This is a genomic window from Brevundimonas sp. TWP2-1, assembly GCF_049897645.1.
GTDB lineage: Bacteria > Pseudomonadota > Alphaproteobacteria > Caulobacterales > Caulobacteraceae > Brevundimonas.
Genome location: NZ_JAFCWR010000002.1, coordinates 385120 through 401815 on the forward strand (window position 1 = coordinate 385120; position 16696 = coordinate 401815).

The 16696-nt window shown below is 66.1% G+C and carries 12 protein-coding genes and 1 pseudogene; 4 read left to right on the forward strand and 9 right to left on the reverse strand.

The genetic code is table 11. From position 1 onward, the window contains the following. Positions 1 to 159: 159 nt before the first annotated feature. Genes ACP7BH_RS12065 through clpB form a run of 3 tightly spaced genes read right to left on the reverse strand, consistent with a single transcriptional unit; the run spans position 160 to position 4516 of the window. Positions 160 to 810 (reverse strand): hypothetical protein, encoded by a 651-nt coding sequence (locus tag ACP7BH_RS12065; protein WP_425985512.1) that lies wholly within the window; start codon positions 808 to 810, stop codon positions 160 to 162. Further along, a complete protein-coding gene (locus ACP7BH_RS12070) occupies positions 811 to 1875 on the reverse strand; it encodes a ParA family protein (RefSeq protein ID WP_425985514.1) in 1065 nt (354 codons plus the stop codon). Between the two features lie 52 nt (positions 1876 to 1927). Beyond that, positions 1928 to 4516, reverse strand: coding sequence for an ATP-dependent chaperone ClpB (gene clpB / locus ACP7BH_RS12075; RefSeq protein ID WP_425985516.1), 2589 nt, complete (start codon positions 4514 to 4516; stop codon positions 1928 to 1930). Between the two features lie 174 nt (positions 4517 to 4690). Here clpB and ACP7BH_RS12080 point away from each other — a divergent pair, with 174 nt between their 5' ends. After that, entirely contained in the window at positions 4691 to 5335 is a 645-nt protein-coding gene (locus tag ACP7BH_RS12080; protein WP_425985518.1) for a LysE family translocator, read from the forward strand. Positions 5336 to 5366: 31 nt separating this feature from the next. Here the strand turns inward: ACP7BH_RS12080 and ACP7BH_RS12085 are convergent, their stop codons facing one another. Beyond that, complete coding sequence (locus ACP7BH_RS12085; protein WP_425985520.1) at positions 5367 to 7649, reverse strand: TonB-dependent receptor domain-containing protein; 2283 nt, start codon at positions 7647 to 7649, stop codon at positions 5367 to 5369. Positions 7650 to 7824: 175 nt separating this feature from the next. Between ACP7BH_RS12085 and ACP7BH_RS12090 the strand changes: the two genes are divergently transcribed. The 3 genes from ACP7BH_RS12090 to ACP7BH_RS12100 all read left to right on the forward strand — a co-directional run bounded on the left by ACP7BH_RS12090 (position 7825) and on the right by ACP7BH_RS12100 (position 11951). Next, positions 7825 to 9711: a BCCT family transporter gene (locus tag ACP7BH_RS12090; protein ID WP_425985522.1), complete on the forward strand. Its 1887-nt coding sequence runs from the start codon at positions 7825 to 7827 to the stop codon at positions 9709 to 9711. A 46-nt stretch (positions 9712 to 9757) separates the two neighbouring features. Beyond that, positions 9758 to 11398, forward strand: a complete 1641-nt coding sequence (locus ACP7BH_RS12095) for a serine hydrolase (RefSeq protein ID WP_425985524.1) — start codon at positions 9758 to 9760, stop codon at positions 11396 to 11398. Between the two features lie 88 nt (positions 11399 to 11486). Beyond that, the gene (locus ACP7BH_RS12100) at positions 11487 to 11951 is read left to right on the forward strand and encodes a hypothetical protein (RefSeq protein WP_425985526.1); all 465 of its coding nucleotides are present in this window, start codon (positions 11487 to 11489) and stop codon (positions 11949 to 11951) included. Here ACP7BH_RS12100 and ACP7BH_RS12105 read toward each other — a convergent pair. The 5 genes and pseudogenes from ACP7BH_RS12105 to ACP7BH_RS12125 all read right to left on the reverse strand — a co-directional run bounded on the left by ACP7BH_RS12105 (position 11948) and on the right by ACP7BH_RS12125 (position 16202). Continuing rightward, positions 11948 to 12667, reverse strand: coding sequence for a DUF4893 domain-containing protein (locus tag ACP7BH_RS12105; RefSeq protein ID WP_425985528.1), 720 nt, complete (start codon positions 12665 to 12667; stop codon positions 11948 to 11950). The two genes, ACP7BH_RS12100 and ACP7BH_RS12105, sit on opposite strands and share 4 nt — an antisense overlap. A 117-nt stretch (positions 12668 to 12784) precedes the next feature. Further along, the gene (locus tag ACP7BH_RS12110) at positions 12785 to 13636 is read right to left on the reverse strand and encodes a ribokinase (protein WP_425985530.1); all 852 of its coding nucleotides are present in this window, start codon (positions 13634 to 13636) and stop codon (positions 12785 to 12787) included. Next, positions 13633 to 14585: pseudogene (locus ACP7BH_RS12115) on the reverse strand (nucleoside hydrolase). Before ACP7BH_RS12115 ends, ACP7BH_RS12110 begins: the two are co-directional and overlap by 4 nt. Before the next feature lie 226 nt (positions 14586 to 14811). Further along, positions 14812 to 15489, reverse strand: a complete 678-nt coding sequence (locus ACP7BH_RS12120; protein WP_425985532.1) for an aspartate/glutamate racemase family protein — start codon at positions 15487 to 15489, stop codon at positions 14812 to 14814. Positions 15490 to 15569: 80 nt separating this feature from the next. Continuing rightward, positions 15570 to 16202: a hypothetical protein gene (locus ACP7BH_RS12125; protein WP_425985534.1), complete on the reverse strand. Its 633-nt coding sequence runs from the start codon at positions 16200 to 16202 to the stop codon at positions 15570 to 15572. Between the last annotated feature and the right edge of the window lie 494 nt (positions 16203 to 16696).

A 16696-nucleotide genomic window follows, 5' to 3' on the forward strand; every position in this document is an offset into this window, starting at 1 on the left:
GAGCGGAAACAGGATCGCACGGTTTTGGAGGGCGGGCAGGAGAAGGGCGTGAAAATCCGTCAAATATTTGGAAACGCGCGGGTTTGCTGACGGCATTAGGATGGGTAGCTGTTTAAGACCAGTTCACGGCAAACCCCTCTGTGACACTCGCAGAGAAGATTAGACGGCCGCAGCTGTCGCTTGGTCCTGCCCTTCGTTTAACGTTCGTTTTAGCCACGATAATTTTCGCGCAATCCGCCCCCGACTATTTTCAAGCTGGCGATCTAGCGCCGCTGTTACCGATCTGCACTCCTCTCCAGAGAAGAACCTCGCAAAATTGAGAAAGAGATATCGATCGTCGTCAACCGACAGAGCAGCTTGTCTGTCTCCGCCTGACAGTTCCATAATATCGGCCAAATCGGGGGAAATCACGATACGAGGCACTTCTGCTTCGCTCGATTCTAGCCTGTAGGCATCTATAAGAGCAGAACTATAAACTATACCATCTTCTGAGTAATGCTTGCCGTAAGCCACACCGCCTCTCACAAGAACACCCATTTTTATGAGGTCGGCCTGAAGTCGCGTACACGCGTCTAAGAATGGAGCAAACGCCTCTTTAGAGAATAGAGTCGAGACAACAATTGAGTCAGAGAACAAATCAACTGATATTTTGGCATCTACATCACCAAGTGCCCGCGCTGCTAGCACCGCCTGTCTAATAGAATCCAAGTTCGAATCAGCCATCAACTCGGCACTGGAAAAGTCTTTTTTTACCTTTTCGGCGAATCCAAGGATATCGATGAAGGCGACGAAATATTGATCGACTTGCATTTAGAGGACCGTATCAATGCGGTCTGCTAAAGATTTCATTTTATCGGCAAATTTGTCGATCCGTGTCTTCGCGTCAGTCCATACATTGCCGGACCACGGCACTCCTCCGTTTAGAGATTTGGTATCTTCAGCTCCAATTTGGAATATAGCTTTACCGTTTTCCTGCATTATTGGACCAAGTCCTTGAAAATCAGGAATCTCTGCAATGATCCAGTTTGAGGGGTTCTCCTTCGCCAATAAATCAAAACCTTGGCTACCCACAGATGTAAGTGCGGGCACCAAGCTACCTTCAACCGCTTTGGGAATTTGATCCATCCAATAGCGATATGATGGCCTAGCTTGCCCACCATACATTTTGAAATTAGAAATTATGACGCCCAAGAATACTGGCGCACCCTTTGGCACTGGAAGCCCTAACTGGGAGAAAGCAGGTATGACTTGGGCATTTTCGCCAACCCATCTTGAGATTATTGTCGAAAGTGTCCCAATAGCTTGAACATTAAAGCGATCCGGCATCGTGGGCACAAAGAATCCATCGCAAACTAAAAAGCAGGCCCGAGTCAAAGCGCCTGAACTTGGCCCCACATCGAACACTACATAGTCGTAACTGCGGACGGCAGCCAAACGTCGAACGAAATCATCTATCGCGCCATACGTCCTCTTCTCGTGGGTCTTCGAAGAGTGTCGCTGCTGGTGGGCCTCGGAAAGATGATCTTCAATACTGCTGAGATCAACATCACCTCTGATTAAAAACAGATTCTCAGTAATTTCAACTTCAATGCCATCAGAAACCTCAACAGCAGGTATCGACCCCTCAATTCTGGGCTGAAGTAGTTCCAAAAGAGTCTTACCAGGAAGAACAGCTGCTTTTCCTGTCTCCAGCTCTTCTTGATCGGCCAATGCAAGTTGATGGGCCATCATGATCTCAGTACAATTGCACTGAGGATCTGCGTCGATAACTAGGACTTTCGACCCCTGAGCCGCCAAAAAATGGGCTAAGTTGAAGGTCGTCGTCGTTTTCGAGACACCTCCCTTGTGATTATAAAGCGTAACGACTTTTGTCATTTCATCCCCCGGTTGCGATGGACTATCGCAGTCGAGTGACGATGGCTAGCCCTCAGTGCACCCGCATCTTCCCGATCTCCAACCCGCCTTCACCTGCGGTGACGGCGATCACCCCGCCGTCCTCGATCTCGCCGGCCAGCAGCTTCCTCGCAATCGGGTCCACCAGCTCCTTCTGGATCACCCGCTTCAGCGGCCGCGCCCCATACGCCGGGTCGTAGCCGCGGTCGGCCAGCCAGGCCAAGGCGGCGTCATCGAGGGACAGGTTCAGGCGGCGGTCGGCCAGCAGTTTTTCGAAGCGTGACAGCTGGATCCGCACGATGCCGCCCATCTGTTCGCGGCCCAGGCGGTGGAACAGGATGATCTCGTCGATCCGGTTCAGGAACTCGGGCCGGAAGTGGGCGCGGACGGCGTCCATGACGAAGGGGCGGACGGCCTCGACATCGTCGCCCTCGCCCTGTTCGGCCAGATACTGGCTGCCCAGGTTGGAGGTCATGATGATCAGGGTGTTGCGGAAGTCGATGGTTCTCCCTTGCCCGTCTGTCAGGCGGCCGTCGTCCAGCACTTGCAGCAAGACGTTGAAGACGTCGGGGTGGGCCTTTTCGACCTCGTCGAACAGGACGACCTGATAGGGGCGACGGCGCACGGCCTCGGTCAGGGCGCCGCCCTCGTCATAGCCGACATAGCCCGGAGGGGCGCCGATCAGGCGGGAGACGCTGTGCTTCTCCATATATTCGGACATGTCGAGCCGGGTGATGGCGGCCTCGTCGTCGAACAGGAACTCGGCCAGGGCCTTGGTCAGTTCGGTCTTGCCCACGCCGGTCGGGCCCAGGAACAGGAAACTGCCCAGGGGACGGTTGGGGTCGTTCAGGCCGGCGCGGGCGCGGCGCACGGCGTCGGAGACGGCGGCCAGGGCCTCGTCCTGACCCACGACGCGGCCGCCCAGGGCGGTCTCCATCTGGAGCAGTTTTTCGCGCTCGCCCTCCAGCATCTTGTCGACGGGGACGCCGGTCCACCGGCTGACGACGGCGGCGATCTGTTCGGCGTCGACGACCTCGGGCGTCAGGGGGCCCTTTCCGGAGGTCTCGTTGGCCTCGGCCTCGGCCAGTTGTTTTTCGATCTGGGGGATCTGGCCGTAGGCGATCTCGGACGCGCGGCCCAGGTCGCCGGCGCGCTGGGCGTTGGTCAGTTCCAGACGCAGGCGGTCCAGGGTTTCACGCAGTTGCGCGCCCTGGCCGACCTTGTCCTTTTCGGCCTTCCACTGGGTGGTCAAGTCGTCGGACTGGCCTTCCAGATCGGCGATCTCGTCCTCCAGCTTTTCCAGCCGGTGCTGGGAGGCCTGGTCGGTTTCCTTCTTCAGGGCCTCGCGTTCGATCTTCAGCTGGACCAGGCGGCGGTCGATCTCGTCCAGGGCCTCGGGCTTGGAGTCGACGGCCATGCGCACGCGGCTGGCGGCCTCGTCGATCAGGTCGATGGCCTTGTCCGGCAGGAAGCGGTCGGTGATGTAGCGGTTCGACAGGGTCGCGGCGGCGACGATGGCGCTGTCGGAGATGCGGACCCCGTGGTGGACCTCGTACTTCTCCTTCAGGCCGCGCAGGATGGAGACAGTGTCCTCGACCGTCGGTTCGGCGACGAAGACCGGCTGGAAGCGGCGGGCCAGGGCGGCGTCCTTCTCGACGTGTTTGCGGTATTCATCCAGGGTGGTGGCGCCGACGCAATGCAGTTCGCCGCGCGCCAGGGCGGGCTTCAGCAGGTTGGAGGCGTCCATGGCGCCGTCGCCCTTGCCGGCGCCGACCAGGGTGTGCATCTCGTCGATGAACAGGATGATGCCGCCCTCGGCCGCTGTGACCTCGTTCAGCACGGCCTTCAGCCGCTCCTCGAACTCGCCGCGGTATTTGGCGCCGGCGATCAGGGAGCCCATGTCCAGCGCCATCACGGTCTTGTCGCGCAGGCTCTCGGGCACGTCGCCGTTGACGATGCGCAGGGCCAGGCCCTCGACGATGGCGGTCTTGCCGACGCCGGGCTCGCCGATCAGGACGGGGTTGTTCTTGGTCCGCCTAGCCAAGACCTGGATGGTGCGGCGGATTTCCTCGTCGCGGCCGATGACCGGGTCGATCTTGCCGTCGCGGGCGGCCAGGGTCAGGTCGCGGGCGTAGCGTTTCAGGGCGTCATAGCCGTCTTCGGCGCCGGCGCTGTCGGCGGTCTTGCCCTTGCGCACCTCGGCGATGGCGGCGTCCAGCTTGTCGGCGCTGGCGCCCGAGGCCTTCAGCACCTCGGCGGCGACCCCGCCCTCGCGCGCCAGGGCGGCCAGCAGGCGTTCGGTGGTGACGAAGGCGTCGCCGGCGGTCTTGGAGGCTTCCTCGGCGGCGGCGAAGACGCGGGCGGTGTCGCCGTCCAAATAGAGCTGGCCCGAGCCGCCGGTGACCTGGGCGCGCTTCTTCAGCGCGGTCTCGGTGTCGGCCTCGGCGCGTTTGGCGTCGCCGCCGGCGGCGGTGATCAGATTGCGGGCCAGGCCGTCGCGTTCCTCCAGCAACACCTTGAGCAGGTGTTCGGGGGCGAACTGCTGGTGACGGCGGGCGAGCGCCAGCGACTGGGCCGATTGGACGGCCTGTTTGGCGCGGTCGGAATAGAGTTCGAGATTCATGGTCTCCAGTCCCCTCGTGAGGCGGATAGGGTTCGGCTCGCCCTCTGCGGAGCAGCGCGCCGTTGAGATCGAGGTGGGTGTGACGATCGGGTCACACAAGGGGTCGGCGCGGCCCACATCGGGGCTGTCCGTTGCGCGCTCTGCGGCCTAGGCTTCGCTGAACAGGAGCGCACCGTGATCGCCCATTCCGCCTGGCCCGTCGATCCGGCCGTCATCGGCCCCTTTCTGATCGCCGTGGCCCTGATCGAGCTGACGCCGGGGCCGAACATGGGCTGGCTGGCGCTGGTCGCCCTGGCGCGCGGGCGGCTGGCCGGTTTCGCCGCCGTGGCGGGGGTGACGGTGGGTCTGGCGGTTTGGATGCTGGCGGCCGCCTATGGGCTGACGGAGGTCTTCGCCATCTGGCCGCCGCTATATCAAGGCCTGCGCTGGGCGGGCGTGCTGTTCCTGCTGTGGCTGGCGTGGGAGGCCTGGCGCGAGCCGGTTGCAGACGCAGAGCCGACGCCGGACGTGCGCTCGCTGCGGGGGCTGTTCCTGCGGGGCATGATGGGCAATCTGCTGAACCCCAAGGCGGCCGTCTTCTATGTGGCCCTGTTGCCGACCTTCATGCGGCCGGCCCACGGCGCGCCGCTGACCCAGGCCCTGACGCTGGGCGGGCTGCATCTGGCGGTGGCCGTCGTGGTCCACAGCCTGATCGTGATGGGCGCGGCGCGCGCGGCCGGCGCCGTGCTGCCGCGTGTCAAAGGTCCGGGGATACGGGCCGTCATGGCCGCCGGTCTCGTGGTCGTCGCCGTTTGGCTGGCCTGGGAGACGCGGACCTGAGCCCGCGCCTCCGAAACCGGGCGTTCCCGTATCAGCCGCCGGTCGTCGGGCCCTGGAAGTCGAACTGTTCGGGGCGACGCTGGCCGCCGCCGAAGTTCCAGGTCAGGCCGATATAGGCCGCACGCCCGCCGAAGCTCTGGTTCGAACGGTCGCGGAAGGTCGGGGTCGTCAGGGTGGTTGTCGAGCCGAAGTCGTCGAACACATCACGCACCGTCATCTGCATCGACCAGGCGTCGTTCAGCTTGCGGCGATAGCCCAGGTTGACCAGGGTCGACTGCTCACGCACGCCCTGGGCCAGCAGCTGGTCCCCGCTCCAGATGCCCGACACCTGGACGAAGTCCTTGGGCGTCGGTTGCCAGTTCACCGACAGGCGGCCAGAGACCGCGTCGCCGGAGCGATCCTGGGCGCCGACGATGCCGGCGGCGTCGATCTCCTGACGATAGACATTCAGGCTGGCGTTGTAGCGCAGGGTCGGCAGCAGCGGGCCGTTGGCGACCAGTTCCAGCCCGGTCGAGGTGCTGGCGCCCAGGTTCTCGGGCCGGGTCAGGAAAATCCCGGCGCCCAGGTCGCGGGTCGTCTGGCTGAAGGCCTTGTTGGTGTCACGGTAATAGAGGGTGGCCTGGTAGAAGGTCTGCTGCACCCGGCGCTGCCAGTTCAGCTCGTACGAGTCCGTTTCCTGGGGCTGCAGGTCCGGGTTGCCGGACCGATAGTTCTGCGGATCGCCATAGGTCAGGAAGGGGTTCAGATCGGCCGGGCCCGGACGCTGGATGCGACGGCTGTAGCTGGCGCGCACGGTGTCCTTGTCATTCAGCTTGTAGGACAGGTGGCCGGTCGGATAGGCGCGGAAATAATCCTGGGACGTCTTCACGCCGCTGGTGACCTGATCCAGGTCCAGGTTCGCCTGTTCCAGGCGCAGGCCGAACTGGGCCGACAGCTTCTCGCTGAACGGTTTTTCGTAAGTGACGTAGAGGGCGTGGACGACCTGATCGACGTCGAAGCGGTTTGACACCAGCGGGTCGGGCGTCAGCGCCGCTTGGGAAGGGCCGCGTTCGACGCCGTTGTCCAGCTCCAGCAGCGTGGCCTGCAGCTCATAGCCGAGGCGCAGCTTGCCGCCGTCCGACAGCGGCCGGACATAGGCGCTGGTGACGCCCCACTGGTCCTGTTCGTTCTTGTTGGCGGTGTTTTCGAGGAAGTTCGCGGCGGCCGGGATCTGCTGATCCACGAAGCTGTCGGAGGTGAAGTTGAAGCTGTTGCGGTCGAAGCGGACCTCGTTGGTCCATTCGTGGCCTTGGTCGTCGAAGCGCCGCAGCATCCGCGCCGTGGCGCCCGAGAACTGGCCCTTGAAGCGACCGTCGCCGGCGCGGCGATAGGCCGAGCCGATGCCTCCGGCCGCATCGTCGGCAGCGTACAGGGTGACGCCGTCGCCGCCGGCATCGACCTCTGTGTGGCGCAGTTCACCGACCAGCTGGGTCTTTGCGTCCAGATTGTATTCGGCGGACAGGCGGACGTAGGCGCTGTCGGACGCGCCGTCGATATCCTGGCTCTGGCGCGACTCCAGGAAGCGTCCCGAGCCCGTGTCCAGCCGTTCGCGCACGCGGCTTGTCTCCGACAGATAGCCGTCGTGGCGCAGGCCGACGTCGGCCGTCAGGGTCGTCTTGCCGTTCACATGGGCGACGCTGCCGCCGATGTTGTAGCGGCCGCCGTCGCCGACATTGGCGCGGATCGATCCGGTGGTCGTCTGTGTCGGCCGCACGGTCGTCGGCTTGGAGATCAGGTTGATGACCCCGCCCGAACCCTCGGGGCTGTAGGCCGCCGACGGATTGGTCATGACTTCGATGCGAGCGTATTGGGCGGCCGGAATCTGCTGGATCATCTGGCCGCGGCTGGGGCCGTTGAACTGGGTCGCCGGGCGGCCGTCGATCAGGATGGTGACGTTGGAGTCGCCGCGCAGGCTGACGTTGCCGTCGGGATCGACCTCGACCGAGGGAATGTTGCGCAGGGCGTCGGCAAGGGTGCCCGTCGTGGCCTGAAGATCATTGGCCAGGCTGTAGCTGGTGGAATCGATCGAGGTCCGCACATCGTTGGCGCGCGCGTTTACGACCACGTCGCCGACGCTGGCGGGCTGCTGGGCCGGTTCGGCCGCCTGGGCGCGGGGTGCGGGCGTTTGAGGGGGCGGCGTCTGGGTCGCCGCCGGGGTCGTCGGCTGGGCCGGGGCCTGGGTCGTCGATTGAGCCGGCGCCTGTTGCGCCAAGGCGGCGCCGGGCAGTACGGCCGCAGCCACGCCCAGCATGAGAACGAGTTTGGAGGAGGTCATGCCCCGGAAATCCTGAAAGTGCGCCCAGACGTCCGCGACGCCCTTCGATAAACGCTGCCTAACGATGCTACTTTGAAAAGCAAAGTTACATCTTCTTCATCCAGACGCCCGCTCGTCGAGCGTCCGGGGAACCGCCAGCTTCGCCATACGCTTTGACCCGATGCTGAATACAAAGATGAACCCGCGCGTCTTCTGGGGCGCGAGCGCCATCATCGCGATGCTGCTGCTTGTCGCAATCGTCGCCCCCGGACAGTCCGACCGTGTGTTCCAGAGCGTCCAGGCCTGGGTGATCGACACCTTCGGCTGGCTCTACATCGCCTCGGTCGCGGGGTTCGTGGGCCTGGTGCTGGTGCTGGCCATCGGGCCGACGGGCGCGCTGAAACTGGGGCCGGACGACGCCGAGCCCGACTTCCCCTACCTGTCCTGGCTGGCCATGCTGTTCGCCGCCGGCATGGGAATCGGCCTGATGTATTTCGGGGTCGCCGAGCCGATCCAGCACTATATCAACCCGCCCTCCGGCGAGGGCGGCACCTTCACCGCCGCGCGCGAAGCGATGGGGATCACCTTCTTCCATTATGGCGCGCACGCCTGGGCCATCTATGCGCTGGTCGGGCTCAGCTTGGCCTATTTCGCGCACCGAAAGGGCCTGCCGCTGACCCTGCGGTCGGGCCTGTCGCCGCTGCTGGGCAAGCGGATCAACGGCCCCATCGGCGACGCCGTCGACATCTTCGCCATCTGGGGCACGGCCTTCGGCATCGCCACCTCGCTGGGCTTCGGCGTGTCGCAGATGAACAGCGGCCTGACCTATCTGCTGGGCATTCCCCACACGCCGTGGGTTCAGGTGGGGCTGATCGCCGTGGTCATGGCGGCGGCGACCGCCTCGGTGATGAGCGGCGTGGGCAAGGGTGTGCGCCGCCTGTCGGAGTTGAACCTGACCCTGGCCGTACTGCTGATGCTGTTCGTGCTGGTGGCCGGGCCGACCAACTTCCTGTTCAAGGCGCTGGTCCAGAACTTCGGCCTGTATCTGGACCATTTCTTCGAACGGACTTTCACCCTCTACGCCTATGAGCCGCGCGCCTGGATGGCGGACTGGACCCTGTTCTACTGGGCCTGGTGGATCGCCTGGTCGCCGTTCGTGGGGATGTTCATCGCCCGGATTTCGCGCGGGCGGACGGTGCGCGAGTTCCTGCTGAACGTGCTGCTGGTGCCGGCCGGCTTCACCTTCCTGTGGATGACGGTCTTCGGCAATACGGCCATCAGCCTGGACATGGGTCAGGCGGCGGGGGCGATTTCCAACGCCGTCTCGACCGACCTGTCGATCGCCCTGTTTTATTTCCTGGAACAGCTGCCGGGCGCGGCCTTCACCTCGACCCTGGCGATCCTGCTGGTGGCGGTCTTCTTCGTCACCTCGGCCGATTCCGGCGCCCTGGTGATCGACACCATCGCCTCGGGAGGAGCCGACGAGACGCCGCGTTGGCAGAGGGTCTACTGGTGCCTTCTGCTGGGCCTGATCGCCGCGACGCTGCTGCTGGCGGGCGGGCTGGGCGCGCTTCAGGCCGCCACCCTGGCCGCCGCCCTGCCCTTCGTCCTGATCATGATCCTGCTGTCGATCGGCCTGGTGCGCCAGATGAACGCGGACCTGGCGGGGCGCAACGTCGAGACCGAGGGCCCGCCCCTGTCCGAACGGCTGAAGCGCATCCTGGCCCCCGCCAGCCGCGCCGACATCGTCAAGGAGATCGACCGTCACGGCCTGCCCGCGCTGGAGACGGTGCGCGCCGCCCTGGAGGCCGAAGAGCCGGACGCCGAGATCGGCACGGACGAGGCCGCCGCCTGGCTGACCTTGCGGCACGGCGAACGGACCTTCGTCTATCGCATCGGCGCGCGATCACGCCCGCGACCGACCATGACCGCGCGCGAAACCTCCCAGGGGCGCCGCCTGCTGGAGTGGCGGCTGATGGCCCAGACCGGCGACGGCGTCCGCCCGCACGACATCACCGGCTTCACCCAGGACCAGATCGTCGCCGACGTGCTGGAGCAACTTCAGCGGTGGCGACTGGCCTAGACGGCGCAGGGGCGCTAGCGTCCGGCGTCTTCGCTGGAGCCTGCCTATGTCCCTTCGTCTGTCGCGCCGTTCCCTGTTCGCTTCCGGAGGCGCGGCGGCGCTGGCGGCCCAGCCGGTCTTCGCCCAGACTGCGCCTGCGAACGACGATGCGTCGCTGGCCCAGGCGGTGGACGCCTATGTGGCGAAATGCATGGCGGCCTGGCCGGATCAGCCGGCGCTGGGCGTCGCGGTGGTCAAGGACGGGGCGACCGTCCTGGCGCGCGGATACGGCGTCAAGCTTCAGGGCCAGCCGGCGCGGGCCGACGAACACACCCTGTTCGCCATCGCCTCCAACACCAAGAACGTCACCGCCGCCGCCCTGGCCATCCTGGTCGACGAGGGCAAGGTGAAGTGGGACGAACCCGTCAAAACCTACCTGCCCGGCTTCACCCTGTCGGACCCCTATATCGGCGAACACATCACGGTGCGCGATACGCTGAGCCACCGGGGCGGGTTCGGCCTGGGCGCCGGCGATTTGCTGTTCTGGCCCAATTCCGACCGCACCCGCGCCGAGGTGCTGGCCCAGGCCGCCTTCGTGCCGATCGAAGACGGGTTCAGGGCGCGCTACCACTACTGCAACCTGATGTTCGTGGTCGCAGGCGCGGTGCTGGAGGCAGTGTCCGGCATGACGTGGGAAGATTTCATCCAGACCCGCATCCTGGACAAGGTCGGCATGACCGAGACCGTGCCGCTGGCGCGTCTGGCCGATCCGGCCAAGTCGGCCCTTCCCCACGGCCGGGTCGGGCCGCCGCTGCGTTACCAGGGCGTGATGACGCCGATCGCCAAGTCCATCGTCGAGGTCTGGAACTGGGACTCCGCAGCTGCGGCGGGCGGCATCTGCACCACCCCGACCGACTGGGCCAAATGGATCGCCGTGCGCCTGAACGACGGCAAGCTGGCGGACGGGACGCGGCTCTATTCCGAGGAGGCGGCGCGCGAGATGGTTCGGCCCAACATCATCGTCGGGTCGTCGCCCGGACCGACGGCGGAACTGCCCAACCGGGCCATCGCCTCGACCTATGCGATGGGACTTCAGGTCCAAGACTATCGCGGTGAGCGGATCGCCAGCCACGGCGGCGGCTCGCCCGGCGGCATCTCGGCGACCGTGCTGATCCCCGGCCGCAAGACCGGCTTCAGCATCTTCTCCAACGCCGAGGAAAGCTTCCTGCTGCGCGCGCTGCGCTCGGGGATTTCGGACATCTGCATGGGCAAGGTCGACGTCGACTGGATCGCCGACTCCAAGCGGCTTGAGGCCGACGGCAATGCGAAATCCATCGCCGCCGCCGCCGAGATCGACGCCAAACAGGCGGCCGGCGCCGCCCCGTCCATGCCGCTTGAATCCTACGCCGGAACCTGGCGCGATCCCTGGTACGGCGACATCGTCATCGCGCCGAAGACCGAAGGGCGCGGGCGCAATCGCAAGAGCGGGCTGTGGCTGACCTTCACCCACACCCCCGCCCTGCAAGGCTGGCTGGAGCCGTATGACGGCGAGACCTTCCGCACCCGTTTCCCGGACAAGCGCGAGGAGGACGCCTTCATCACCTTCGCCATCCTGACGGCCAAGCCGGCGACGGCGACGATGAAGGGCGTCAGCCCCGACATCGACTTCAGCTATGACTATCAGGACTTGCGACTGACGCGCGTTTGACCTTGGATGACCCTGTGACCCAGGGTCGCAAACCGGAACGGCCCTGGTGTCCTGACGCTGTCTTCCCATCAATCGAAGGGAGACCGTCATGTCCAAGACCCCAAACCCGCGCGCGCTGGATCGCGACGAGGCGGATATGGTCGAACAGACGAAGGCGTTGGCCGAGCGCTCGCCGGCGGAACTGCGCGACCTGATCGGGCGGCTGCGTGCGCGGCGCGACCGGGTGCAGCGTCAGATCCGAGGACGCGTCCGCGCGGGAGAGAGTGGACCGGATGCGGGCGCGCGCGAGAAGAAGGCGCTGCTGACCCAAGCCATTGCCCGCGTCGCCGATGAGATGGACCGGCGTAAATCCGGCGGCACGTCCGCGACGGCGACCGACAATCTGCGCGAGGCGGTTCGTCGCAAGGCCGAAAGCCCGACCTGGACCGGACCGGACGATCGCACCGCCGATCTAGGGCCCAGCGAAACGCCGAACACCAAGATCGCTCCGTCCGGCGCGCTTCACGCCGAGGGTATGCGCGCCGCGATCGCCCGCTCGACCGGCGCGCGCTAGCCGGTGATCTCAAGCAGCTCCAGCTTGGCCTCCTGCTTGGGCCACGGCAGGACCAGGCGCCAGCGGTTCTGGCCGACCCGCTCGATGACGCCGACCTGATCGCGCTCGGTCTTCTCGCCATAGGCGGGGAAGGTCTTCTCGTCGACGCCCCAGGCCTGGGCGCCGACATAGACGGCGCGGCGGTCGGTGTCGGGATAGATCAGGCCGCGCGTACGCTGCGACCCCGTCGTCTTGGTCAGGACCAGGTCGCCGCCCGGCGTCAGTTCGACCGAGCAGGCGAACCTGGGATATTCGACATAGGCCAGCCCTTGGCCCTCGACCCGACGGCCCATCTTGATGGTGCGGCAGCGATAGGTGCCCGGTCCCGGCTGGATGCGGCCGGTCTGGGCCGCGTTCGGATCGGCGAGCGGCCCCAGCGCCTCGACCTGACGGGCGAAACCGGCATCCTCGGCCTCGGCGCGACCCAGACGCCAGGCCTGGTCCAGCCGGCCAAGCAGGCTGGCGTCGGCCGGATTGACGAGCTGACGCCAGTCGTCGGTCCCGCCCTGAATTCCGCCCGACATCCCTGCGGCGGGCGCCGCTTGAGCCGGCACGCCTGCCGCCGTTTCGGTGACAGCGGGCGAGGTCTCGGCCGGGCTGGACGGGCTGTTGTCGCCGCAGGCCGCCAGGGCCGTCGTGGACATCAGGGCCAGAACGGCCAGAGGGCTGCGGCGCATGCGGGCGTCTCCATCGGTTGCGGACAACCCAACGGCCCAACCGCCGCCCGGTTCACCCTTCGATGGTCTTGCGCGGGTCCAGCATCAGGCCGGACACCGTCCCGGCGGGATAGCCCTTCATTGATGATGACCTAAAAGCGCCTCGACCTCTTCGCGCTCCGGCGCTGACGGCTGAGCGCCCGCGCGCGTCGCCGCGACGGCCCCGGCCGCACAGGCGAACCTCAGCGCTTCGGCGGGGTCCATGCCTTCCAGCAGCGCCACGACGATCGCCGCCACGAAGGCGTCGCCTGCGCCGGTCGCATCGACCGCCTCGACCACAGGCGGTGTCGCCCAGGCCATTTCGACGCCGCGCTGGTACATGGCCGCGCCCTTGGCGCCCTTGGTCACCACCACCCGGCCGCCGCCCCGGTGCAGGCTGTCGCCATAGTAGGCGGCCTCGATCTCGTTGACGACGATCAGGTCGGCGCGGCGCAGCAGGTTCTCCGACACCGGCCCGGCGGGCGCCAGATTGGCGCAGACGAAGCCCGTCGACCGGCCCACCGCCGCCTCCACCGTCGCGAGCGGCAGCTCCAGCTGAACGATCAACGCGCCCTCGATCCGCTGCGGCAGCTGTTCGGGCGTCACGAAATGATTGGCGCCGGCCGCCACCACGATCTGGTTCTCGCCCGACGGATCGACGGCGATCAGGGCCACGCCGGTCGGCGCCGCCACGTCCGTCTCCACCCCCGACAGATCGACGCCCATGTCCGCCATCAGGGCCAGGGCCTCGCCCGACATGGCGTCGTCGCCGACCCGCCCGATCAGGCACACCTCGGCCCCCAGCTTCTCCGCCGCCAGCGCCTGATTGGCGCCCTTGCCGCCGGGGTGGCGCGCCAGGGTCGCCCCCGTCACCGTCTCGCCCGGCGCCGGCAGGCTGGGCGCCGTGGCGACCAGGTCCAGGTTGATCGAGCCGACGACGGTGATCCTCATGCCCCCGTCCCTCGCGCCTGATCTCTGAGCTTTTCGACGATCAGGTCGAACACCCCCTGCCCGTCCGCAGACACGGCCCAGCGATGCCGCGCCGTCGCCGGATCGACCCGGAACTCCACCGCCGTATGCCCGCGCGTCAGCTCCGACGTCGTCTCGACCTCGATCCGGCAGGGCCGCGTCTCGAACAGGTCAGGCCTCAGCAGCCAGGCGATGGTGCAGGGGTCGTGCAGCGGGGCGGAATCCCAACCGACCACCTCGCGCTCGACCCGCTGCGAGAACCGCAGCATCGACGCCGTCGTCCGCGCCGCCTCGCTGTCGATGGCCTCGATGGCGGCGATCCGGTCCTCGGTCGCGCGCACCTGATGGGTCGCGTCCAGGCCCAGGGCGATCACCTCGCACCCCGACCCGAACACCACCGCCGCCGCATCCGGGTCGGCCCAGATGTTGAACTCGGCCGACGGGGTGATGTTGCCCCCCTCGGACCGCGCACCGCCCATGATCACGACCGGCCCCAGCCAGTCGGCCAGCCGCCGCTCACGCCGCATCGCCAGGGCCAGATTGGTCATCGGCCCCATGACGGCGACCGCCACCGAACCCTGCGGCCGGCTCATGACCAGATCGACGATGGCGTTGGCGGCCGGCCCGTCGCCGACGATGCCCGACGGCTGGAACGGCTCCAGATCGCCCATACCCTCCGGTCCATGGAACGCGCCCGCACCCGCCGGAGGCCGCTTCAGCGGCCGTTCCGCCCCGCCGTGCACCGGCACGTCCTCGCGCCCGGCGATCTGGCGCACGATACGCGCATTGCGCTGGGTCAGGGCGCCGGGGACATTGCCCCCACGGTGGTGACCGCCAGCAGGTTCAACTCGGGCGCCGCAAACGCCAGGAACAGCGCCACGGCGTCATCCACGCCGGGGTCGCAATCGATGATAAGGGACTGAATAGACACCCGCTTCGTTTGCCGCCCCAGAGGCCGGCTAGCAAGCCCCGTTCATACCCCTCTTTCGTCATTCTCCGGCGAGCGTAGCGAGACCGGGGAACCCAGCGGCACCGAAGGCGATGCTTCCGCCGCAGGATGCTGGGACATCTAATCCGCGACAGGTTCGCGCTCTCGCGCGCCGCTGGGTTCCGGGTCTCCGCTACGCTGCGCCCGGAATGACGAAAGAAAACGACATCTAACCCACACACGCCCCCACGCACGCCCGCGCCAGCACCTCGGCAGAGTCCGTCAACGCAACCGGCGCATCCTCCGCCCGCAGCAGCAACGGAACCTCCGTACACCCCGCGATCAAGGCCTGCGCCCCCGCATCCGCCAGCACGCCCGCCAACCGCAACATCCCCGCCCGCGCCGCCTCGCCCACATCGCCGCGCTTGACCCCATAGACCAGCCCCATGAAGGCCTCGCGGTCCGCGCCGTCCAGCAGCACCGCCTCGACCCCGCGCGCCGCCAGCGCGTGCCCGTACAGCCGCTTCCCGCCCGGCGTCGCCAGCACCCCGATCCGCTTCGCACCCGACACGACGGCCGCATCCGCCGTCGCCGCGATCATGTCGATGAAGCTCAGGCCATCCATCTCGCACACCGCTCGGATTCCCGCCGCCTGGGCATGGGCCGTGTTGCACGGCATGGCCATCACCTGCACCCCCGCCGCCGCCAGCCGCGCCGCCATCTGACCCAGCACCACCTCCGCCTCGCCCGGCCGCGTGTTCCGATCGGGAACCTGCGGGTTCATATCCATCAAAACCCTGATGTGATCCGCATCCCCCTGCGCCGGCGTCAACGCCTGCACCCGCTCCAGAAACACCACCGTCGCCGCCGGCCCCATGCCCCCGATAACGCCCAGGATCTTGGTCATGCCGCTACTCCAGAAAAAGCTTCGGTGTTTCGACGCAGCAAGACGACATCTCGCCTGGACGAAGTGCGCTCAGGGGAATGCTATCGAACGGGTTCGAACGGTTCGACCGACCACTCGGTGACGCGCCATTCTTGCCCGGCGATACGCCGCCAGACCTGACGATAGTCGGCGTATAGCGAGCCACTCTCTGGTTTGGCGGACTTGGACGCGTGCCCACTCACCTCCACCACCGTGGCCGACACACCATTGAAAGCAACCGGATGGAACCTCAGATCGCGCGATTCCTCCGACCTGGCGATCAGGAAATCCGTGGCTCCCCCTGCGTCGCGTCCGCCCGGGTTTGGCGGAACATCTTCACCGGCCCACCGCAGCCGGGTCCAAGGATTCACACCCGTGGCGCGAGCCCACTCCGCTCGCTTGCGGGCTACGGAGTCATCTTCCCCGACGCTCACGTCGCTGTGCGCCAGACCCATGACTTCGGCGGCGGCAACTTGGTCGCCGGTCAGCCGGAAGCAAAAATGAAGTCGTGTCACGCCTTCCGAAAGGAAGTCGCGAGAAATAGCCGCGCAACCGGGGAGCAGCCGCTCCGCCTGTTGGACTAGGAGGCGGGAAAAAAACAGTGTCCCACTGTCTTCGCAACTGCTCGCCGCCCGCTGTCGATTGATTGCCGGGCTTCGCGAGTCGGTAGTCGGAACGCCGATTTCCGCGAACACCGCCCCACCATCCATGCAGCCGCCCTCCGAGCCGCTCCTTGGAACAACGGCTAAGTCGGCGATTTGGCCTGCAGCCTGAACTTGACGCCAGACGTCTAGGGGGACATCGGCGCGCATCGACCTGCCGCCGCCCGCCATTACCTCGACTGCCGGGTTCCGTCCCGGGCGGCGAACGAAGGCAATCGCTGGCCGTGCTCCGCCTCCCTCAAGGTAGAATGCACGATAGACTTCGACCCCTTGGGTCGTCTCCACCTCTAAAGGCTGGAGCCCCAATTCTTGCCGCAGCTCAGCCCGGCCCGTTTCCGTGCATACCTCGTTTCGCCGCGCGCCCGTGCAATGCGAAGTGGGCGTAGGCGTTGCGAGCAATTGGAGCGCCAGGGCGAGCATTACGGACATCAGCAACCTTATGGCGCAATTTGTCCATCACTTCATCCACCTGTCGCCAACTGCCGAAAGTCATCCCAAGCGGCGCCTCTCGTCGTGTGGCACATGAC

What these genes read in the sequence shown, in the direction of transcription:
- ACP7BH_RS12065 (WP_425985512.1), bottom strand. Translation starts at nt 810, where the DNA reads ATGCAAGTCGATCAATATTTCGTCGCCTTCATCGATATCCTTGGATTC.
- ACP7BH_RS12070 (WP_425985514.1), bottom strand. Translation starts at nt 1,875, where the DNA reads ATGACAAAAGTCGTTACGCTTTATAATCACAAGGGAGGTGTCTCGAAA.
- clpB (WP_425985516.1), bottom strand. Translation starts at nt 4,516, where the DNA reads ATGAATCTCGAACTCTATTCCGACCGCGCCAAACAGGCCGTCCAATCG.
- ACP7BH_RS12085 (WP_425985520.1), bottom strand. Translation starts at nt 7,649, where the DNA reads ATGACCTCCTCCAAACTCGTTCTCATGCTGGGCGTGGCTGCGGCCGTA.
- ACP7BH_RS12090 (WP_425985522.1), top strand. Translation starts at nt 7,825, where the DNA reads ATGAACCCGCGCGTCTTCTGGGGCGCGAGCGCCATCATCGCGATGCTG.
- ACP7BH_RS12095 (WP_425985524.1), top strand. Translation starts at nt 9,758, where the DNA reads ATGTCCCTTCGTCTGTCGCGCCGTTCCCTGTTCGCTTCCGGAGGCGCG.
- ACP7BH_RS12100 (WP_425985526.1), top strand. Translation starts at nt 11,487, where the DNA reads ATGTCCAAGACCCCAAACCCGCGCGCGCTGGATCGCGACGAGGCGGAT.
- ACP7BH_RS12105 (WP_425985528.1), bottom strand. Translation starts at nt 12,667, where the DNA reads ATGCGCCGCAGCCCTCTGGCCGTTCTGGCCCTGATGTCCACGACGGCC.
- ACP7BH_RS12110 (WP_425985530.1), bottom strand. Translation starts at nt 13,636, where the DNA reads ATGAGGATCACCGTCGTCGGCTCGATCAACCTGGACCTGGTCGCCACG.
- ACP7BH_RS12120 (WP_425985532.1), bottom strand. Translation starts at nt 15,489, where the DNA reads ATGACCAAGATCCTGGGCGTTATCGGGGGCATGGGGCCGGCGGCGACG.